The organism is Pseudomonas sp. 4CAES_32.4 (assembly GCF_058136335.1).
In genome coordinates, this window is the sequence record NZ_CM176882.1 from 5,104,640 (window position 1) to 5,124,543 (window position 19,904).

Genomic DNA, 19,904 nt, shown 5'->3' on the forward strand with positions numbered 1-19,904 from the left:
CGCACATCTCTCAATGTGCGGGGTTTTTCTTGAAGCCTTTCAGCCTTACGGCGCGTACGTCAGCAACAGCTCTGCCGGCACCTTGAAGTCCAGGGACATCATGACGCTCAACGCAGTGATGGTGAAGATCGAGAACACGAACAGCTTGCGTGCCCAGACGGTGTCATCCACTGCTTTGTAGCCGGTCCAGGCCATGTACAACCAGTACATGCCCATGGCTGCGGCGACGGCGAGGTAGCTCATGCCGGCGTAGCCGCTAAAGGTCAGCATCAAGGTCGCTACGAGGAACGCCAGGATGTAGAGCAGGATGTGCTTCTTGGCCACTTGAATCCCGCGCTTCACTGGCAACACCGGAATCGATGCGGCCAGGTAATCGTTGAAGCGGAAGATCGCGATGGCGTAGGAATGCGGCATCTGCCACAGGCTGAACATCACCAGCAACGTCAGCGCAGCCATGTCGAAGCTATTGGTTACGGCAACGTAACCGATCACTGGCGGCATGGCGCCCGACAGACTGCCCACCAGCGTGCCGTGAACCGACTTGCGCTTGAGGTACAGGCTGTAGAAGCCGACGTAGATAACGAAGCCGATTACGGCGAACAGGGCAGCCAACGGGTTGGCCACCTTGTACAACAAGGCAACGCCGAGAACACCAAGGATGGTCGCGTAGACCAGGGCCAGTTTCAGGGAGATCAAGCCCTGGACCAGCACGCGGTTTTTGGTGCGTTCCATCTTCAGGTCGATGTCGCGGTCGATGCAATTGTTGAACACGCAACCGGAGGCGACGACCAGGGACGTGCCGATCATGGCTGCCAGAAACACCGCCAGATCGACATGCCCTTTCGAGGCCAGGAAGAACCCGCCTGCCACAGAAAGCACGTTACCGAAAATGATCCCCGGTTTGGTGATTTGGATAAAGTGCTTAAGCGACATCGGGTCTACCTCACTTCGCCATCATGTACGTGTGGATGCTGAACATGATCCACAACGACAGACCAACCAGCAGCACGATCACAATCGCGGCGAACACGAAGGCGATCACATTGTTACGTTGCGCAGCCGAACGATCCAGGTGCAGGAAGTACACCAGGTGGACAACCACCTGGATCACGGCGAAGGCCAGAACGATCATCAGCGTGATCGACTTTGGCAACGACGGGTACATCACCAGTGCAAACGGGATTGCAGTCAGGATCACCGACAGGATGAAGCCGATCGCGTAGGACTTGACGCTGCCGTGGCCGGCGTCGTCGTGGCTGTCATGGGAGTGTGCGTTAGCCATTACAGGGTCCCCATCAGGTAAACAACGGTGAATACGCAGATCCACACCACGTCCAGGAAGTGCCAGAACAGGCTCAGGCAGCTCAGACGGGTCTTGTTGGTCGCCGTCAGGCCGTGCTTGTTGACCTGGTACATCATGATGCCCATCCAGATCAGACCCGCGGATACGTGCAGACCGTGGGTACCGACCAGGGTGAAGAACGCCGACAGGAAGCCCGAACGGCTAGGACCGAAGCCCTCGGAGATCAGCAGGTGGAACTCGTTGATCTCCATCGCGATGAAGCCTGCGCCCAGCAGGAAGGTCATGAACAACCAACCCAGAACCTGCTGCTTCTTACCTTTGTACAACGCCAGCATGGCGAAGCCGTAGGTGATCGAACTGAACAACAGCAGAGCGGTTTCGCCCAGCACGTATGGCAGTTCGAAGATGTCGTGGCCCGCAGGGCCACCGGCGACGTTGTTTACCAGTACCGCGTATACCGCGAAGATCGACGCAAACAAAATGCAGTCGGTCATCAGGTAGAGCCAGAAACCGTATACGGTCATCTCGCCCGAATCGTGGTGATGGTCATCGTGCCCATGTTCACCATGGGCGTGTCCAGCATTGGTCACTAAATTCGACATGGTTTAAGCCTGTTCCAACGAGGTTTCAACACGGGTGGCATTGGCCGGGATTTTCCCTGCCGCGACCAGACGCTTGTGCTGCTCGGCTTCGATACGCTCGATCGTTTCAACCGGAACCATATAGCCCTGGTCGTCACGTGCAGCGTGGATCACGAAGTAGACAACAGTGCCTACCAGGCTCGCGATGGCCAGCCACCAGATGTGCCAGATCATGGCGAAACCGAAGACGGTCAACAGCGCGCCCATCACCACGCCAGTGGCGGTGTTGTTCGGCATGTGGATCGGCTCGTACTTGGCCGGTTGCTGGTACGCAGTACCGTTTTCCTTGGCTTCAGTGAACGGGTCGATGCAGTCAGCCTTAGGCAGCACGGCAAAGTTGTAGAACGGTGGTGGCGACGAGGTCGACCATTCCAGGGTGTGTGCATTCCACGGGTCACCGTGATCGCAAACGTTCTCTGGCTTGTTGCGGTCACGCACACTGACGTACAGCTGGATCAGTTGGCAGGCGATACCGACAGCGATCATCACCGCACCGAACATGGCAACGTACAGGTACGGTACCCACTCAGGGTTGGTGGTGGCGTTCAGACGACGGGTCATGCCCATGAAGCCCAGTGCATAGAGCGGCATGAACGCGACGAAGAAGCCGGAGATCCAGAACCAGAACGCTGCTTTACCCCAGCCTTCGTGCAGCTTGAAGCCGAACGCTTTCGGGAAGTAGAACGCGAAACCAGCGATGTAACCGAATACCGCACCGCCGATGATCACGTTGTGGAAGTGCGCGATCACGAACAGGCTGTTGTGCAGAACGAAGTCAGCACCCGGGATGGCCAGCAATACGCCGGTCATGCCGCCGATGGCGAAGGTCACCATGAAGCCCAGAGTCCACAGAACCTGGCTGGTGAAGCGCAGACGGCCCTGGTAGATGGTGAACAGCCAGTTGAATAGCTTCACACCCGTCGGGATGGAAATCAGCATCGTCGCCAGACCGAAGAAGGCGTTGACGCTTGCACCCGAACCCATGGTGAAGAAGTGGTGCAGCCAAACCATGAAGCCCAGTACCGAGATCGCGCCCGAGGCGTAGATCATCGAGTGGTGGCCGAACAGTTTCTTGCCGGTGAACGCCGAGATCACTTCCGAGAAGATGCCGAATGCCGGCAGGATCAGGATGTAAACCTCAGGGTGGCCCCACGCCCAGAACAGGTTGACGTACATCATTGGATTGCCACCAAGTTCATTGGTGAAAATGTGGAAATCCATGTAACGGTCAAGGGTCAGCAATGCCAGGGTAGCGGTCAGGATCGGGAACGAAGCCACGATCAGAACGTTTGCCCAGGTGCAGGTCCAGGTGAAGATCGGCATGTCCATCAGTTTCATGCCAGGGGTACGCATTTTCAGTACGGTCGCGAGGAAGTTAACCCCGGTTAACGTCGTACCTAACCCGGATAACTGTAGCGCCCAGATGTAGTAGTCCATACCCACGCCAGGGCTGTATTGCAGACCCGACAGTGGTGGATAGGCAACCCAACCGGTCTTGGCGAATTCGCCGACGCCCAGGGACAGGTTGATCAGCACAACGCCGGAAACCAGCAGCCAGAAGCTCAGGGAGTTCAGGAACGGGAACGCAACGTCACGCGCGCCGATCTGCAGCGGCACTGCGAGGTTCATCAGGCCGGTGAAGAATGGCATCGCCATGAAGATGATCATGATCACACCGTGAGCGGTGAAGATCTGGTCATAGTGTTCAGGTGGCAGGTAGCCAGGCGAACCCTCGGTGGCCATGGCCAACTGGGTACGCATCATGATCGCGTCGGCAAAACCGCGCAGCAGCATGACCATGGCAACGATGATGTACATCACGCCGATTTTCTTGTGGTCTACCGAGGTCAACCACTCGGTCCACAAGTACGTCCACTTCTTGAAGTAGGTGATTGCAGCGAACAGCGCCAGACCACCGAGCGCGATCATGGCGATGGTAATCATCACGATCGGTTCGTGGAATGGGACTGCTTCCCAACTTAATTTACCAAACATCGTTTACTCCTCTGCCCCGGCAGCTGAATGCGAACTCGAGTCCATTTCCGTGGCCGCCACTTCTTTCTCTTTCTTCTCGTGCTTCAGTGGCTTGCCCGGCTTCATACCTTCGTACTTGTCGACGATGATCTGGAACTGGTTCGGCGTGACCGAGGAGTAGAGCTCGACTGGGTTGTTCTGGCTTGGCTTGGCAAGGGCTGCGTATTCAGCTTGATCAAGCTGTTTAGGTGACTTCTTGACTTCACTTACCCAGGCGTCGAAATCTTCCTGAGTCGTTGAGATAGCTTTGAACTTCATGCCGGTGAAACCCGCGCCGCTGTAGTTGGCGGAGATACCGTCCATTTCAGCGTTACGGTCAGCGATCAGGTGCAGCTTGGTCTGCATGCCCGCCATCGCGTAGATCTGGCCGCCCAGACCCGGGATGAAGAACGAGTTCATCACAGCGTCAGAGGTGATCTTGAAGTTGATTGGCGTGTGCGCCGGGAACACGATCTTGTTGACCGTGGCAATGCCTTGTTCCGGGTAGATGAACAACCACTTCCAGTCCAGCGCGACCACTTCGATGGTCACCGGCTTGACGTCGGATTGAATCGGACGATACGGGTCCAGTTCGTGGGTCGAAATGTAGGTGATGTAACCCAGGGCAATGATGATCAGGACCGGAATGGTCCAGACTGCCACTTCGATTTTGGTCGAGTGCGACCATTTCGGGGTGTAGACGGCGTTCTTGTTCGACGCGCGGTACTTCCAGGCGAACAGGAAGGTCATGACGATAACCGGCACGACGACCAACAGCATCAGCAGGGTCGCGGTGATGATCAGGTTTCGCTGTTCCAGGCCAACCTGGCCCGTTGGATTGAGCAAGGTCATGTTGCAGCCTCCCAGCAACAACGTGCCGAGCAGCGGCACTAGGCCTAGTAATCTGGGGTACCTGTTTTTACTCATCTCACGACCTCTAAAGCAGCTTGCGCAATGCAGTTGGGTTTTGATCGCCAACACTTCACCCTGCCAAGGGTTGGCATTTTCTTTGGATTGAATAAGGGCCGCCCGTCGCGCGTCAGACGCTCGACAAATCCTGGGACAGCGGTCAGTTCTTATTCGAATTCGTGGTCAAAGGCCTTGTTACAGACCAATTCCATTTGGTGCGGAAAGTTGGAAGGCACCGACACCTGGGTGTCTTGGAAGCCTCACGACTCACTCGACACCCGACTTTCTGCGCAGCGCCTTATTAATGTGTTCCTTAATAAAGGCTGAACAGTGCCGGGAATTCAGTGCGGGCGATTGTAGATAGGTAGCGCCCTATACACCATGTCTTATCCCGAAATAATTTTTATCCGTTCGAGCAACAATCCATCACCATTTTTGCAAAAGTTCCGCATGTTATCGAAATCGATTCTCAACAAAAACACCAAAAATTGTAGGTGTACCCGCCTCAGTTCAGACAGCTCTGAAGGCCTTTTCCGAGCCCCGGAATAGCGCAAAGCCCGATAACCCAAGGCTTTTGGCCATATGCCGACGCTTGTTAAAACTGCCTGCTCTGGCACTCCCGTGCTAAAGCCGAAAAACCCCGAAACAGACCAATCTTTTTTTGTAACAACGCACCGATTCGCGTCATTGAAGAGACCTGCGACACGGCGCGTGTGACAACATGTCGCACACTTGCCGCACCCTCCATTGCCGTTCGTCACGGTGTTTTCACAAACGCTGTGAAAATGCAAAACGCCCCGATTTGCTGATCCGCAAATCGGGGCGCTTTCTGTATCGGCCACTCAGCCGAATAGTTGACTCAGCGCAGGGCTTTTCGGTTACGCGAGGTCAGCAGCGGCACCAGAATCACCACCAGCACGAACGCCACCAGCGCCCATTGCGCCAGCGACAGACCGAGGATCGGCGGGTACGGCGTCGAGCAGAATCCATCGACCTGGAAGCCCAGCGGGAAGATCTTCGCCAGTGGCAAATCATCGACAATCGGCTGCAACACATCGATGCCGCAGCTCACCGCCGGGTAGAACTGCGTGTACACGTGATGACCGGCAACCGCCGCCCCGGCAATCGCGCTAATCACCACCAGCACTTCGAATACGGTAATGCTGCGGCGGGTGCGCATGGCTGCGCCAATGAACGCGAACAGCGCAATCAGCAGCAACGCATAGCGCTGCAGAATACACAGAGGGCACGGCGCCTCACCCAGTACGATTTGCATGTACAGCGCGCCACCGATCAGCGCCAGACAGATGATCCCCAACAGCACCAGAAAGCGCCGCTCACGGCCCAACCGAATCGTTTCCTCGCTCATCGCCTTTCCCTTGTTTGTCCATGGTTCAGCCGGCGTGCGGCTGAAAGTTGTCGCAAGTCTACACCGGGGCAATAAACGATAAAGCGGTTAAGGAACCATTAAGTTGTAGGGATGTTTTCCACAGGAGACCCGAGTCGCCCCATCGCTAGCAGGGCTAGCTCCGACACTTTGAAATGCATTCCAAGGGTGGGAGCTAGCCCTGCTAGCGATGGGAGCAACTCGGTTTCAGATCATTCCAAAGCCGAGGCCGGCCCAAAGAACTCGTAACGGCTTTGCTTCTCTGGCACACCCAAGACTTTCAAATGACGCTTGATCGCGCCCATGAACCCCTTCGGCCCAAGGAAGTAAGCATCGACATCACGCTGCTCAGGCAGCCATTCGCCCAATTGCTCCACGCTCAACAGGCCCACCTTGTCCGCCGCCGGACTGACGCCATCGTCTTCGGCGTAGCAATAGAAACGCTTGAGTTGCGGATGACGCGCCGCCAGGCCATCGATCCAATCGCGGAACGCATGGACGCTGCCATTGCGCGCGCAGTGGATGAAGTGCACCGGACGCTCGGTTTCCAGCGCCGCTTCCAGCATCGCCAACGTCGGGGTGATGCCGACGCCGCCGCTGATCAACACCAGCGGTTTGTCGCTGGCCGTCAAAGTAAACTCGCCCGACGGTGGAAACAGCTGAATGCTCGCGCCGACATGCAGTTGATCGTGCAAATGGTTCGATGCACGACCACCCGGCTCGCGTTTAACGCTGATGCGGTACTGACCTTTATTGGCCAGCGCCGACAGCGAGTAGTTGCGACGGATTTCTTCGCCATCGAGGATCAGCTTCATGCCGATGTACTGACCCGGCTCAGCTGCCAGAATCGGGCCTTTGTCGGCAGGTTCGAAGTAGAAGGAGATGATTTCCGCGCTCTCCTCGACCTTGGCCGCGACGATGAATTCACGCGCCCCGCGCCAGCCGCCGACCGCTTGCTCTTTCTGGTCGTAGATCGCGCCCTCGGCACCGATCAGTATGTCAGCCAGTTGACCGTACGCTGCGCCCCAGGCGCTCATCACTTCCGGCGTGGCGATTTCCTCACCGAGTACTTCCGAGATCGCACGCAGCAGGCACGCACCGACAATCGGGTAGTGCTCCGGCAGAATCTGCAGGGCCACGTGCTTGTTGATGATTTTCGCTACCAGATCGCCCAACTGATCGAGTTGATCGATGTGGCGGGCGTACATCAGTACACCGTTGGCCAAGGCTCGAGGCTGGTCGCCGCTCGCCTGGTGGGCCTGGTTGAACAGTGGGCGCACCTCAGGGTATTCAGAGAGCATCATGCGGTAGAAGTGCGTGATCAGCGCTTCACCGCCGCTTTCCAGCAGAGGCACGGTGGATTTGACGATGGCACGATCCTGGACGCTAAGCATAAGAGCAACTCCTGAGCTTTCTTGAAAAGTTACCTTAGGGTTATCAGGTTTCGTGCCAAGTTTTTTATTCATACAAATCAATAACTTGAAGACACAGTAGTCATAATGACCCAAATAGACTTATAGTCATCTCGACTACATCGTGTCCCTTTGACTACAAGACCATGACCGCCAAATCACTGCTCACCGCCCTGCTGCCTCTGGTTTCCGACCTCTCCCGCGAACTGCCTGAGGGTGAGCGTTACCGACGCCTGCTCGAAGCCATGCGCGCGCTGTTGCCCTGCGATGCCGCCGCGTTGTTGCGGCTCGACGGTGAATCGCTGGTGCCGCTAGCGGTGGATGGCCTGAGCACAGACACCTTAGGTCGTCGTTTCAGAGTCAGCGAACACCCGCGCTTCGAAATCCTCCTGGCCGGCGCCGGGCCAACCCGCTTCGCCGCTGACAGTGATTTACCCGATCCTTATGACGGTCTGGTCGATGGTCTCGATGATCATCTTGAAGTTCACGACTGTCTGGGCTGTCCTTTGTTTGTCGATGAAAAGCTCTGGGGCCTGATCACCCTTGATGCACTCGATCCCGAGCGATTCGAACCGATCGAACTCGACGCGCTGCAAGCCTTTGCCAGCCTCGCCTCGGCCACCGTCAACGCCGCCGAACGCATCGAACGGCTGGCCACTCGCGCCGAAGACGAGCATCAACGCGCGGAGGTTTACCGTCAGGCTAGCGGTCAGCAGAACCGCGAAATGATCGGCCAGAGCAAAGCACTCAAACGCTTGGTGGAAGAAATAAACCTGGTCGGTGGCAGTGATCTGACCGTGTTGATCACCGGTGAAACCGGGGTCGGCAAAGAGCTGGTGGCGCAAGCGATCCACGCCGCGTCACCGCGCGCCGACCAACCGATCATCAGCCTCAACTGCGCCGCCCTGCCGGATACCTTGGTGGAAAGCGAACTGTTCGGTCACGTGCGCGGCGCGTTCACCGGCGCCACCAGTGATCGTCGCGGCAAGTTCGAACTGGCCAATGGCGGCACGCTGTTTCTCGACGAAGTCGGCGAGCTGTCGCTGACGGTACAGGCCAAGTTGCTGCGGGTTTTGCAGAGCGGGCAGTTGCAGCGTCTGGGCTCGGACAAGGAGCATCAGGTCGACGTGCGCTTGATCGCCGCGACCAATCGCGACCTGGCTGAAGAAGTGCGCAGCGGTCGTTATCGCGCCGACTTCTACCATCGCCTCAGCGTCTACCCGCTGCGGGTGCCGGCGCTACGTGATCGCGGACGCGACGTGTTGCTGCTCAGCGGTTTCTTCCTCGAACAGAACCGCTCGCGCATGGGCCTTAACAGCCTGCGTCTGAACAGCGACGCTCAGGAAGCGCTGCTGGCCTACACGTGGCCGGGCAATGTACGCGAACTGGAACACTTGATCGGGCGCAGCGCATTGAAGGCGCTGGGCAACTGCAAGGTGCGGCCGAAGATTCTCAGCTTGAGTGCGGCGGATCTGGATTTGCCGCGCGAGGTTGTGGATAACCCGGCGGAACCAATGGCCGCCGCGGTCGCTGTTGCCCCGCTGATTACGGGTGATTTGCGCAGCGCGACCGAGGAATATCAACGGCGCTTGATCAGTGCGGCGCTGGAGCGTAATCAGGATAACTGGGCCAGTGCGGCGCGCGAGTTGGGGCTGGATCGGGCGAACCTTGGGCGGATGGCCAAGCGGTTGGGGATGAAATAATCCGCCCACCGTCGGATTGGCGCCAGAATCCCTAAAGCCTGCCCGCAAGACGTCGATAACCCGGCATCAATACCTGCTGGCGATCTCCGGGATCGCCGCTCACCTTTTTCCACAGAAGGTTTATATGTCTTCCACCAAAGCCCGCGCAGATTCACTTTCGCTTCTGCTGTTTACCTTGCGCAGCGGCAAGTTGATGGCGATCAACCTGCTGAAAGTCAGTGAAATCATTCCGTGCCCGCCGCTGACCAAGCTGCCGGAGTCGCACCCGCACGTCAAAGGCATCGCCACATTGCGCGGCGCCTCGCTGTCGGTCATCGACCTCAGCCGCGCCATCGGCGAGCGCCCGCTGGAGGACCCGAACGGCGGCTGCCTGATCGTCACCGACGTCAGCCGCTCCAAACAGGGTCTGCACGTTCAGGCTGTGAGCAAAATCGTCCACTGCCTGACCACCGACATCAAGCCACCGCCGTTTGGCTCGGGCGGTTCGCGCGCTTACATCACCGGCGTGACCTCAGTGGACGGCACGCTGGTGCAGGTGCTGGATATCGAAAAGGTTATCCACAGCATCGCCCCGGCGCAGATCGAAATGGCCCCGACCGACCTGACCATGGAAGACGCCGAAGTACTCGGCAACGCGCGTATTCTGGTGGTCGATGACAGTCAGGTGGCGCTGCAACAATCGGTGCACACCCTGCGCAATCTTGGCCTGCAATGCCACACCGCACGCAGCGCCAAGGAAGCCATCGACTGCCTGCTCGACCTGCAGGGCACCGCCCAGCAGATCAATCTGATTGTCTCCGACATTGAAATGTCCGAAATGGACGGCTACGCCTTCACCCGCACCCTGCGCGAGACCCCGGACTTCGCCCACCTCTACGTGCTGCTGCACACCTCGCTCGACAGCGCGATGAACAGCGAGAAAGCGCGGCTGGCCGGGGCGAATGCGGTGTTGACCAAATTTTCTTCGCCGGAACTGACCCAGCGTTTGATCGAAGCGGCCAAGCACGTCGCCGCGCACGGGCACTGAGTCTTGGCCGAGACGTATTGTTTTTTGATGCGGCGCGACCTGGCAGAAGTCGTGCCGGATGTGCAATGGCCGTCAGGTGTCGAAATTTCCGTTTACCGCGCAGAACTGGCGCCCTCTGTACATCAGTTGATGCAACTCGGTTACCGCGAAGGCGGCGGTCGCGTGCCGCCACTGGATGAATGGCAACAGCGCTTTGAGCGCGATCCGGAATACGACCCGACCCTGTGTTTTATTGCCTGCGACGCCACGGGTGTTGTCGGCGTCGCGCAGTGCTGGACGAGTGCGTATATCAAAAATCTGGTGGTGCACCCGCGCATTCAAGGCCAAGGACTGGGCCGGGCGTTGTTGCTGAATGCGTTCAAGGTGTTTCAACAAAGGCGCGAAGGATTTGTCGATTTAAAGGTACTGGAAGCCAACCTGCGGGCGCAGCGACTGTATGAAAGTGCCGGGATGTATGTGGTCCGCCGGGAATTGGTGCCGGGCTGATCCACTGCATTCGCTAGCAGGCCCGCTCCCACAACTGAAATGCATACCCCTTTGGGAGCTAGCCCTGCTAGCGATGGCGGCATCCCTGACAACTTTTCCTCCCGAACTGACTCCAACCTTGGCCCCCAAACCAAGGATGCCCCTACCATGAAAGCCATCACCCTCAGCCTGCTCTGCCTCACCGCCCTCGCCTCCCAGGCCCAAGCGTCCAGCCCCGACGCCTGGGCCGCCTACGACAAAACCGTACTCGCCAGCTGCACCAAAGCCAGTGGCCTGAAAAACGCCAAACCGGTCGGCACACCCGCGCAATTCGATGATCGCGTGGGCTACACCGCCGTTCTGCTGCAAGGCCAATACCCGCAAAAACACATGAAAGGCCAGCAAGGCAGCGAGTTGTGCCTATACAACAAACAATCGAAAACTGCCTTCGTCACCGAGTGGGACTCGATCCGTCCGACCGCCAAAGCGAAGTGAGTGGCGCATAATTTGCTTCAACCCGGGTCTGTGCGGTGGTTTTCCGCCGCCGTTTCACACCTTGATTGAAGACAGATCGCTCAATGAATACGACGTTTTCCTGCGTAGGCTGCGGCAAATGCTGCACCGACCACCATGTCCCTCTGACCCTGGCCGAAGCCCGTATGTGGGCGACGGATGGCGGTCAGGTGATCGTGCTGGTCGAAGCCTTTCTCGGCAATGGTCTGGGTTTGCCGGCGCAGCAGCGGGAACATGCCGAACGGCGTTCGGTGGTGGTGCGCAGCGGCGAGACCGACGCCCACGTGGCGATCACCTTCGCGGCTTATAACGTCGGACCTTGCCGGAATCTTGACGAAGACAAGCTGTGCCGAATCTATGAGCGCCGGCCGCTGGTGTGCAGGATCTATCCGGCAGAAATCAACCCGCATATCCCGCTCAATCCTGCGGCCAAGGACTGCCCGCCGGAATCCTGGGAACAAGGCCCGGCGCTGATCGTCGGAGGCGAGTTGGTGGATCAGGAACTGGTCGACTTGATTCAACGCTCGCGACAGGCGGATCGAGATGACATCGGCATCAAGGATGCGATTTGCGCAATGCTCGGGATTAGAACCACGGCGCTCAAGGGTGACGGGTTCACGGCGTATTTGCCGAACATGAGTGCTTTTGCTTCGGTGATTGATCAGGTGACCGCACAACCACTGGCGACTGCGCCGAGTGAATGGCTGTTTCACTTGTCCGGCGATGACGTTGCCGGGCAAGTGTCGGCAGCCGGGGCGCGGGTGGTGACCGAGCCGGCGCAGACGTATGCGTTTATCTCGCTGCGGGCGGCCTGATCCAAGGTCTCGCGGCGGCTGAAGGTTCTTTCGCGAGCAGGCTCGCTCCCACAGGGATCGTAAGTCAACTGTGGGAGCAGCACTGGCAGCCCCAATCCCGAACGGCGGCTACCGCCAGACTTTCAGGTCCTACCTTCTCAGGTAGCGCTCGGTGATCGCCTGATACTCGCCACTCCGCTTCAAACGCTCCAGGGCCGCATTGAGCTCATCGCGCAGCTTGCTGTCGGTTTTGCGCAGCGCCATGGCCACGCCCGTGCCCAGCATCGGGTCCTTGAGCGCCGGGCCTGCAAAACCGAACGGCTCACCTTGAGGCTGGCCCAACAAGGCATAAGTGATTTCGATGGAATCCTGCAGGGTCGCATCGATTTCACCGCTTTGCAGGGCAGCAATCAGTTGATCGTTGAACTGGAAGCTGCGAATCGTCACACCCGCTTCAGCCCAGCGCGCCGTGGCGAATGCCTCGCGACTGGTGCCGGCCAATACGCCGACGCGTTTGCCTTTGAGCGACTGAGCATCGGGCAGCAGATTGGCCCCTTTGCGCGTCACCAACCGGCTGCTTAGCGGGTAGAGATTGTCGGTGAAATCGATGCGTTCGCGGCGTGCCGGAGTGGCCGTCATCGGCATGATCACGTCGAACCGCTGGGCCTCAAGCGCCTCGACATTCGTCGCGTAATCCTGATCGACCCACACACAACGTGTTTGCAGCTCAGCGCACAGCGCATTGCCCAGCTCGATGTTGAGACCGATCAGTTCACCTTTATCGTTGCGACTTTCAAATGGAGGGACGAGAGGTTCGACGCCAAACCGCAGCGTCGGCTCAACCGCTGACGACACACAACCGGTGGTCAGGGCCAGCAACGACAAGGCAGACAGGATTTTTGCCAGAGACATGGAAGCGACCTTCATCAAAGCGTTCACGGGGCGTGAATATTTGACGAAAGGCCGCTTGGATTCCCAGAGGACGAATCAGCTGTCTCTGTGGGAATAATCTGCTTCTTGGTGCGACTACTTCAAACCAGATCAGCGCTTGCCCATCGAACGACGGGTGCCCGGCGGCGCCATGCCCGGGGTCTTGGTGTGGCCGTTCTTGGCGCCGTTCTTGTACCACGGCTGGTTCGAGCCTTGTGCGCTAGCCAGCTCACCCGGTTTGAACGGAAACTTGAAGGCCGGGATTTCGGCTTTGGTATCGCTGGCGTCGGTCACTACAGCCGGAACATCGCTCACGGCGTCGTCAACCGGCGGTTGGGTTGGGGAAGTCATAAAAGCTCCGGAAAGCAAAAAGTCGGGCCCGGTCAGTGAGCCGCAAAGGCGCGCAGTATACCTGTGCGCCATGGCTCGGCACCTGAAGATTTGCGCCGCACGCCGAATGGTCTACAGGTACGAGATGGTGACGATGCCTTTGTCACTGGAAGTCTTCAGCGCCTCGTAGCTCATCGTAAATGGCTGTGATTCATGGCTGCAGGCATTGCGCTCGGTGTCCACGGCGACTTTCAAACCGGGCGTTAGCTCGAACTGACGGGACTCATTGGCGGACAACGCTCCGACACGTCCCACCGCACATCCCGAATCGACAATTTGTCCGGTAAACCGTATCTCGCCAGATTGACTGCCTGGCGCGGCTAACGCAGCGAGTGGAAGCAAGAGAAGCACGTACGGCATTACGGTTTTCAGCTTCATATCAAGACACTCCGCAGTGAACCGCCCAGAGAAAATCCGGGCTACACAATGTTTATCCGCGTGCAGGGCCGGATCTTGAGAAGCGTAGTTGGCAAATGAGTAGCGAATTGAGACGGCAGAGCGAAATGACCGTTAGAGATGTATCGCCCAGGCTCGCTCCCACATGGGAATGCACTTCAACTGTGGGAGCCAGCCCTGCTGATGATGAACGATAACGCGGTGTTCAGACGGATTACGTTTGCGGGTCAACCCGATCCAGCGCCCGGTTCACCGCCAGCTCGGCCAGCATGACAATCTGCTGGATCGCCAGCGCCGTACTGCGCTGCGGGCGGTTGAGCTGATCCGCCAGATCCCCGGCCATGACATGGGCTGACGACAACGATTCGCAGGCGTGGGCAAGCAGACTTTCAGTGTCGATGTTCGGGTGGATGAGGAACATCGTGCTCGGCTCGCGCGGTTTGACCGGTTCAGGGCAGAGATAGAAATCGAGAGCGCGTTTGATGGCTTCGCGGGTTTTGATCTGGTCTTCGGCGCGGAGGGCTTCTTCGAGTGGGGTTGTTTCGATGGGGGGATCGGGTACGGGCTTGGACATTGAAAAACTCTCTTATCAAATGATGTACAGCCATCACTTGTCGTTTCTCACGCGACGAAGGGGTGGCAGCTATGTGCGGAGTGAGAAACCGGTAAGAGAGCAACCCGGCCGGACCGAAGTCCGCCCGCACACAGCCGCCATAAAGCATTGCCGGCAGCAGATGAGCTGGCGGCGATTATGGTCGTACTCGTGTTTGATTAAAACATCTCAGCGGGTTCTCACACCCGATCGCCGAGTTTTCGACGACGACCCAAGACTAGAGAGCCCGCGTCCGACGGACAACCTGAAAACCTTGTGGGAAGGTTCTGCCTGCTGCACACAGATTTAAACAGCCTCAATTCATCGGGTGGATGGGCTGGCCCCATCGCCAGCAGGGCTAGCTCCCACAATTAAACCGGGTGCAATCAGTTGGAGAATGGTCGGCTGTCAGGCCGCTATCGCCAGCAGGGCTGGCTCCCACAATTAGACCGAGTGCAATCAGTTGGAGAATGGTCGCCTGGCAGAGCGCTATCGCCAGCAGGGCTGGCTCCCACAATTAGATCGAGTGCAATCAGTTGGAGAATGGTCGCCTGTCAGGCCGCCATCGCCAGCAGGGCTGGATCCCACAATTAGATCGAGTGCAATCAGTTGGAGAATGGTCGGCTGTCAGGCCGCCATCGCTGGCAAGCCAGCTCCCACAAAATCAAGATCAAAAGATCGTCCGATCGCGGCCCGAGCCTTCGGCAGCTCCTACACAAAACCCGCGGCGCAGCCGCCCCACTCAACAGGATGAGCGTTAGCTCGGCTGCAGCTTTTGATCTGTAGGGCGACATCGGAAGGCTGAGTGGAGGGATTGATCCGGGGGTGGGAGCGCAGCGACCGTTTGGCGCAGCCAAACACAGCGAGAGGAGGTGCAGCGAAGCAAACCGGAGGCGCTGCCCCCCGGATCGATCCCGCAACGAAGGAACCCCGAGCCCCAGCGAGCGGGCCGAACGTAGGAGCAAGCGTTTTTTGCTTACTTTTTTTGGCGTTTAAAAAAAAGTGAGTCGCCGTAAGGGCGAAACCCTAAGCCGCCGTTACCGCAGCAACGGATATGTACCCAACGAAACTGACAGCGCCGACAGCTAGCCGTCACCCTCCTGACCCCCAAACAAGTTTATAAATACCCAACCTGCCCAAACTCCATACCCTTGGCGCCCACCCCGCATGCGAATCCAAAAGAACAAAGCCCTGCTCGCCCTAGTGATCGTCCTGGCCGCCGCAGGCACATGGTGGGCAATGAAACCCGCCCCAACCAAACTCGCCACCCCCACCGCCATCCCCGTGCGAGTCATCGCGGTCAGCGAAAAAGACGTCCCCCGCTACACCAGCGGCATCGGCTCCGTACTCTCACTGCACAGCGTTGTAGTGCGCCCACAAATAGACGGCATCCTCACCAAAATTCTCGTCAAAGAAGGCCAACTGGTCAAAGCAGGCGACCTGCTGGCCACCATCGACGACCGCTCGATTCGCGCCAGCCTCGACCAGGCCCGCGCACAACTGGGCGAAAGCCAGGCGCAACTGCAAGTCGCCCTGGTCAACCTCAAACGCTACAAACTGCTCACCGTCGACGACGGCATCTCCAAGCAGACCTACGACCAGCAACAAGCCCTGGTCAACCAATTGAAAGCCACCGCCCAAGGCAACCAGGCGTCAATTGATTCGGCGCAAGTACAACTTTCCTACACGCAGATTCGCTCCCCGGTCACCGGCCGCGTCGGTATTCGTACGGTCGATGAAGGCAACTTCCTGCGCATGACCGACACCGCCGGCCTGTTCACCGTCACCCAGATCGACCCGATCGCCGTGGAGTTCTCGCTGCCCCAGCAAATGCTGCCAACCCTGCAAGGCCTGATCAGCGATCCGCAACGCGCGCCGGTCAAGGCCTACATCGGCGCCGACACCGATGGCGAGACCGGCAACCTGCTCGGCGAAGGTCACCTGACCCTGATCGACAATCAGATCAACGCCAACACCGGCACCATCCGCGCCAAGGCAGAATTCGACAACGCCAGCCAGAAGCTCTGGCCCGGTCTGCTGGTCACGGTAAAAATTCAGACAGCCCTCGACAAGGATGCGCTGGTCGTCCCGCCTACCGTCGTACAACGCGGCCTCGACCAACATTTCGTTTACCGGGTGAACGGCGACAAAGTCGAAGCCGTGCAAGTGCAGATGGTTTACCAAGGCAGCGGCCAGGACATCATCAAAGGCGTGAAGGCCGGTGACGTGCTGGTGACCGATGGCCAGTCGCGGCTCAAACCCGGTTCGACCGTGCAAGTGATGACCGAGCCGCCGCAGGTGGTGCAAGCGGAGCCGAAGCCATGAAGGCGCACAAAGGCGTCTCGACGTGGTGCATCGATCACCCGGTAGCGACCATTCTGCTGACCATCGCGCTGGTGCTGGTCGGTTTGATTGCCTTCCCGCGTTTGCCCATCGCCCCACTGCCGGAAGCGGAATTTCCTACGATTCAGGTCTCCGCGCAGTTGCCTGGCGCCAGCCCCGACACCATGGCCTCGTCCGTGGCCACGCCTCTGGAGGTGCAATTCAGTGCCATCCCCGGCATGACCCAGATGACCTCTAGCAGTGCGCTGGGCTCAAGCCTTTTGACCCTGCAATTCACCCTCGATAAAAGCATCGACACCGCTGCGCAGGAAGTCCAGGCGGCGATCAACACCGCCGCCGGCAAGCTGCCCAAAGACATGCCGACGCTGCCAACCTGGAAGAAGGTCAACCCGGCCGACAGCCCGGTGCTGATTCTCAGCGTCAGCTCGACGCAAATGCCCGGCACTGAACTCAGCGACCTGGTAGAAACCCTGCTCTCGCGTCAGATCAGTCAGATCGACGGCGTAGGCCAAATCAACATCACCGGTCAGCAACGTCCCGCGATCCGCGTGCAAGCGTCGGCGGACAAACTCGCGGCGATCGGCCTGACCCTCGCAGACATTCGTCTGGCGATCCAGCAGACCAGCCTCAACCTCGCCAAAGGGGCGCTGTACGGCGAATCAAGCATCTCGACGCTGTCGACCAACGACCAGTTGTTCCACCCCGAGGACTACAGCCAACTCATCGTTTCCTACAAGGATGGCGCCCCCGTTCACCTGCGCGATGTCGCCAAAGTCGTCAACGGTTCGGAAGATGCCTACGTGCAAGCCTGGGCCGGTGATCGGCCGGGGGTGAACCTGGTGATCTCGCGCCAGCCCGGCGCCAACATCGTCGAGACCGTCGATCGTATTCAAGCCGCCCTGCCCGGCCTTGAAGCGATGTTGCCGGCCTCGGTGCAGGTGAAAACCCTGATCGACCGTACCCAGACCATTCGCGCCTCGCTGCATGAGGTCGAGATCACCCTGTTGATCGCGATCATGTTGGTGGTCGCGGTGATGGCGCTGTTCCTGCGTCAGTTGTCGGCGACCCTGATTGTTTCGGCGGTGCTCGGCGTGTCGCTGATCGCCAGTTTCGCCCTGATGTACCTCCTCGGGTTCAGCCTGAACAACCTGACGCTGGTGGCGATCGTCGTCGCCGTGGGTTTTGTGGTCGACGATGCGATCGTGGTGGTGGAGAACATCCACCGACATCTGGAGGCCGGCGATGACATGCGCGAAGCGGCGATCAAGGGCGCCGGCGAGATCGGCTTCACCGTGGTCTCGATCAGTTTTTCGCTGGTGGCGGCGTTTATTCCGCTGCTGTTCATGGGCGGCGTGGTCGGGCGGCTGTTCAAGGAATTCGCCCTGACCGCGACCTCGACCATCATGATTTCCGTGGTGGTGTCGCTGACCCTGGCGCCGACGCTGGCGGCGCTGTTCATGCGTAAACCGGTGCATCACGCCCACGCCAAACCGGGTTTCAGCGAGCGCTTGCTGGGCTGGTATGAGAAAGGTCTGCGTCGCGCCCTCGCCCATCAGAAACTGATGATCGGCGTGTTCGGTTTATCGCTGGCGCTGGCCATCGGCGGTTACATTTTTATCCCGAAAGGATTCTTTCCGGTGCAGGACACCGGTTTTGTCCTCGGCACCACCGAAGCCGCTGCGGATATTTCCTACGGCGACATGGTGAAAAAACACCTGGCCATGGCCGAAATCGTTGCCGCCGATCCGGCCGTGCAGGCGTTTTCCCACTCGGTCGGTGTCTCCGGCAGCAACCAGACCATCGCCAACGGCCGCTTCTGGATCGCCCTGAAGAAACGCGGTGATCGTGATGTTTCAGCCAGCCAGTTCATCGACCGCATCCGCCCGCAACTGATGAAAGTCCCCGGCATCGTCCTCTATCTGCGCGCTGGCCAGGACATCAACCTCAGCTCCGGCCCGAGCCGCGCGCAGTATCAATACGTGCTCAAGAGCAATGACGGCGCAACCCTCGCCACATGGACACAACGTCTCACCGAAAAACTGCGCAGCAATCCGGCGTTCCGCGACATTTCCAACGATTTGCAACTGGGCGGCAGCATCACCCACATCAGCATCGACCGCAGCGCCGCAGCGCGTTTCGGCTTGACCGCGAGCGACGTCGACGAGGCGCTCTACGATGCCTTCGGCCAACGGCAGATCAATGAATTCCAGACCCAGGTCAATCAGTACAACGTGATTCTGGAGCTGGACACCAAGCAACGCGGCAAGGCCGAAAGCCTTAACTACTTCTACCTGCGTTCGCCGCTGAGTGGCGAGATGGTGCCGCTGTCGGCGCTGGCCAAATTCGATGCGCCGACTATTGGGCCGTTGTCGATTGCCCACGACGGCATGTTCCCGGCGGCCAACCTATCGTTCAACCTTGCGCCCGGCGTGGCGTTGGGTGATGCGGTGATCTTGCTCAATCAGGCCAAGGCCGAGATCGGCATGCCCACTGCGATCAGCGGCAATTTCCAGGGCGCGGCACAGGCGTTCCAGAGTTCGCTGGCCAGTCAGCCGTGGCTGATTCTCGCGGCGCTGGTGGCGGTGTACATCATTCTCGGTGTGCTTTATGAAAGCTTCGTGCACCCGCTGACGATCATTTCGACATTGCCGGCAGCAGGCTTGGGCGCGGTGATCATGCTGTGGATCTGCGGCCAGGACTTTTCGATCATGGCGTTGATCGGTCTGGTGTTGCTGATCGGGATCGTCAAGAAGAACGGCATCCTGATGATCGACTTCGCCCTCGAAGCCCAGCGACACCGAGGCCTGTCGCCGCAGGATGCGATTTTCGAGGCGTGCATCACACGGTTCCGGCCGATCATCATGACCACCCTCGCCGCTTTGCTCGGCGCACTGCCGCTGATGCTCGGGTATGGCACCGGCGCCGAACTGCGCCAGCCGCTGGGGATCGCGGTGGTCGGCGGTTTGCTGGTCAGCCAGATGCTGACGCTGTTCACCACGCCGGTCATATACTTGTGGCTTGAGCGACTTTTCCATAGACCCAAACCTACGCCGCTGCCGGCGTTGGCGACCACAGACTGAGGCGGG

Annotated in this window: 17 protein-coding genes and 1 pseudogene; 7 read left to right on the plus strand and 11 right to left on the minus strand. The window is 58.8% G+C overall.

Annotated features, from left to right (window positions below; translation table 11 throughout):
• Window positions 1–45: 45 nt before the first annotated feature.
• The 7 genes from cyoE to hmpA all read right to left on the minus strand — a co-directional run bounded on the left by cyoE (window position 46) and on the right by hmpA (window position 7,647).
• Window positions 46–933, minus strand: coding sequence for a heme o synthase (gene cyoE / locus AC3Y64_RS22895; RefSeq protein WP_053123579.1), 888 nt, complete (start codon window positions 931–933; stop codon window positions 46–48).
• A 10-nt stretch (window positions 934–943) separates the two neighbouring features.
• Window positions 944–1,282, minus strand: coding sequence for a cytochrome o ubiquinol oxidase subunit IV (cyoD, locus tag AC3Y64_RS22900; RefSeq protein ID WP_053123586.1), 339 nt, complete (start codon window positions 1,280–1,282; stop codon window positions 944–946).
• Window positions 1,282–1,905 carry a cytochrome o ubiquinol oxidase subunit III gene (gene cyoC, locus AC3Y64_RS22905; protein ID WP_129395410.1) on the minus strand — a complete coding sequence of 208 codons (624 nt, stop codon included), beginning with the start codon at window positions 1,903–1,905 and terminating at the stop codon, window positions 1,282–1,284. The genes cyoD and cyoC overlap by 1 nt, the downstream gene beginning before the upstream one ends.
• A 3-nt stretch (window positions 1,906–1,908) precedes the next feature.
• Window positions 1,909–3,939 (minus strand): cytochrome o ubiquinol oxidase subunit I, encoded by a 2,031-nt coding sequence (gene cyoB / locus AC3Y64_RS22910; RefSeq protein ID WP_489985349.1) that lies wholly within the window; start codon window positions 3,937–3,939, stop codon window positions 1,909–1,911.
• A gap of 3 nt (window positions 3,940–3,942) precedes the next feature.
• Entirely contained in the window at window positions 3,943–4,884 is a 942-nt protein-coding gene (gene cyoA, locus AC3Y64_RS22915) for a ubiquinol oxidase subunit II (RefSeq protein ID WP_489985350.1), read from the minus strand.
• A gap of 841 nt (window positions 4,885–5,725) precedes the next feature.
• Window positions 5,726–6,235, minus strand: a complete 510-nt coding sequence (locus tag AC3Y64_RS22920; RefSeq protein ID WP_489985351.1) for a disulfide bond formation protein B — start codon at window positions 6,233–6,235, stop codon at window positions 5,726–5,728.
• A gap of 230 nt (window positions 6,236–6,465) precedes the next feature.
• A complete protein-coding gene (gene hmpA / locus AC3Y64_RS22925) occupies window positions 6,466–7,647 on the minus strand; it encodes an NO-inducible flavohemoprotein (RefSeq protein WP_489985352.1) in 1,182 nt (393 codons plus the stop codon).
• 164 nt (window positions 7,648–7,811) lie between these two features.
• Between hmpA and norR the strand changes: the two genes are divergently transcribed.
• The 5 genes from norR to AC3Y64_RS22950 all read left to right on the plus strand — a co-directional run bounded on the left by norR (window position 7,812) and on the right by AC3Y64_RS22950 (window position 12,188).
• On the plus strand, window positions 7,812–9,368 hold the full coding sequence (gene norR, locus AC3Y64_RS22930) for a nitric oxide reductase transcriptional regulator NorR (RefSeq protein WP_489985353.1): 1,557 nt from the start codon (window positions 7,812–7,814) through the stop codon (window positions 9,366–9,368).
• A 124-nt stretch (window positions 9,369–9,492) separates the two neighbouring features.
• Complete coding sequence (locus tag AC3Y64_RS22935) at window positions 9,493–10,395, plus strand: chemotaxis protein CheV (RefSeq protein WP_158958280.1); 903 nt, start codon at window positions 9,493–9,495, stop codon at window positions 10,393–10,395.
• 27 nt (window positions 10,396–10,422) lie between these two features.
• Window positions 10,423–10,881 (plus strand): GNAT family N-acetyltransferase, encoded by a 459-nt coding sequence (locus tag AC3Y64_RS22940; RefSeq protein WP_489985354.1) that lies wholly within the window; start codon window positions 10,423–10,425, stop codon window positions 10,879–10,881.
• 147 nt (window positions 10,882–11,028) lie between these two features.
• Window positions 11,029–11,355, plus strand: a complete 327-nt coding sequence (locus AC3Y64_RS22945) for a hypothetical protein (RefSeq protein ID WP_122590001.1) — start codon at window positions 11,029–11,031, stop codon at window positions 11,353–11,355.
• A gap of 83 nt (window positions 11,356–11,438) precedes the next feature.
• Window positions 11,439–12,188: a YkgJ family cysteine cluster protein gene (locus AC3Y64_RS22950; RefSeq protein WP_489985355.1), complete on the plus strand. Its 750-nt coding sequence runs from the start codon at window positions 11,439–11,441 to the stop codon at window positions 12,186–12,188.
• A gap of 138 nt (window positions 12,189–12,326) precedes the next feature.
• Here the strand turns inward: AC3Y64_RS22950 and AC3Y64_RS22955 are convergent.
• The 4 genes and pseudogenes from AC3Y64_RS22955 to AC3Y64_RS22970 form a co-directional block, all read right to left on the minus strand.
• A pseudogene (locus AC3Y64_RS22955) lies at window positions 12,327–13,079 on the minus strand (transporter substrate-binding domain-containing protein); the annotation flags it as partial.
• 129 nt (window positions 13,080–13,208) lie between these two features.
• Complete coding sequence (locus AC3Y64_RS22960) at window positions 13,209–13,448, minus strand: hypothetical protein (RefSeq protein ID WP_489985356.1); 240 nt, start codon at window positions 13,446–13,448, stop codon at window positions 13,209–13,211.
• 111 nt (window positions 13,449–13,559) lie between these two features.
• Window positions 13,560–13,865 carry a type 1 fimbrial protein gene (locus AC3Y64_RS22965; RefSeq protein ID WP_489985357.1) on the minus strand — a complete coding sequence of 102 codons (306 nt, stop codon included), beginning with the start codon at window positions 13,863–13,865 and terminating at the stop codon, window positions 13,560–13,562.
• A 232-nt stretch (window positions 13,866–14,097) separates the two neighbouring features.
• Window positions 14,098–14,457, minus strand: a complete 360-nt coding sequence (locus tag AC3Y64_RS22970; protein WP_489985358.1) for a DUF6124 family protein — start codon at window positions 14,455–14,457, stop codon at window positions 14,098–14,100.
• Between the two features lie 1,185 nt (window positions 14,458–15,642).
• Between AC3Y64_RS22970 and AC3Y64_RS22975 the strand changes: the two genes are divergently transcribed.
• Both AC3Y64_RS22975 and AC3Y64_RS22980 read left to right on the plus strand, forming a co-directional pair.
• Complete coding sequence (locus AC3Y64_RS22975; RefSeq protein ID WP_489985359.1) at window positions 15,643–16,800, plus strand: efflux RND transporter periplasmic adaptor subunit; 1,158 nt, start codon at window positions 15,643–15,645, stop codon at window positions 16,798–16,800.
• Window positions 16,797–19,898, plus strand: coding sequence for a multidrug efflux RND transporter permease subunit (locus AC3Y64_RS22980; protein WP_489985360.1), 3,102 nt, complete (start codon window positions 16,797–16,799; stop codon window positions 19,896–19,898). Before AC3Y64_RS22975 ends, AC3Y64_RS22980 begins: the two co-directional genes overlap by 4 nt.
• Window positions 19,899–19,904 lie beyond the last annotated feature (6 nt).

Bases quoted from the DNA above. Each gene is read 5' to 3' on its own strand.
- cyoE (WP_053123579.1), bottom strand. From the start codon at position 933: ATGTCGCTTAAGCACTTTATCCAAATCACCAAACCGGGGATCATTTTC.
- cyoD (WP_053123586.1), bottom strand. From the start codon at position 1,282: ATGGCTAACGCACACTCCCATGACAGCCACGACGACGCCGGCCACGGC.
- cyoC (WP_129395410.1), bottom strand. From the start codon at position 1,905: ATGTCGAATTTAGTGACCAATGCTGGACACGCCCATGGTGAACATGGG.
- cyoB (WP_489985349.1), bottom strand. From the start codon at position 3,939: ATGTTTGGTAAATTAAGTTGGGAAGCAGTCCCATTCCACGAACCGATC.
- cyoA (WP_489985350.1), bottom strand. From the start codon at position 4,884: ATGAGTAAAAACAGGTACCCCAGATTACTAGGCCTAGTGCCGCTGCTC.
- AC3Y64_RS22920 (WP_489985351.1), bottom strand. From the start codon at position 6,235: ATGAGCGAGGAAACGATTCGGTTGGGCCGTGAGCGGCGCTTTCTGGTG.
- hmpA (WP_489985352.1), bottom strand. From the start codon at position 7,647: ATGCTTAGCGTCCAGGATCGTGCCATCGTCAAATCCACCGTGCCTCTG.
- norR (WP_489985353.1), top strand. From the start codon at position 7,812: ATGACCGCCAAATCACTGCTCACCGCCCTGCTGCCTCTGGTTTCCGAC.
- AC3Y64_RS22935 (WP_158958280.1), top strand. From the start codon at position 9,493: ATGTCTTCCACCAAAGCCCGCGCAGATTCACTTTCGCTTCTGCTGTTT.
- AC3Y64_RS22940 (WP_489985354.1), top strand. From the start codon at position 10,423: ATGCGGCGCGACCTGGCAGAAGTCGTGCCGGATGTGCAATGGCCGTCA.
- AC3Y64_RS22945 (WP_122590001.1), top strand. From the start codon at position 11,029: ATGAAAGCCATCACCCTCAGCCTGCTCTGCCTCACCGCCCTCGCCTCC.
- AC3Y64_RS22950 (WP_489985355.1), top strand. From the start codon at position 11,439: ATGAATACGACGTTTTCCTGCGTAGGCTGCGGCAAATGCTGCACCGAC.
- AC3Y64_RS22960 (WP_489985356.1), bottom strand. From the start codon at position 13,448: ATGACTTCCCCAACCCAACCGCCGGTTGACGACGCCGTGAGCGATGTT.
- AC3Y64_RS22965 (WP_489985357.1), bottom strand. From the start codon at position 13,865: ATGAAGCTGAAAACCGTAATGCCGTACGTGCTTCTCTTGCTTCCACTC.
- AC3Y64_RS22970 (WP_489985358.1), bottom strand. From the start codon at position 14,457: ATGTCCAAGCCCGTACCCGATCCCCCCATCGAAACAACCCCACTCGAA.
- AC3Y64_RS22975 (WP_489985359.1), top strand. From the start codon at position 15,643: ATGCGAATCCAAAAGAACAAAGCCCTGCTCGCCCTAGTGATCGTCCTG.
- AC3Y64_RS22980 (WP_489985360.1), top strand. From the start codon at position 16,797: ATGAAGGCGCACAAAGGCGTCTCGACGTGGTGCATCGATCACCCGGTA.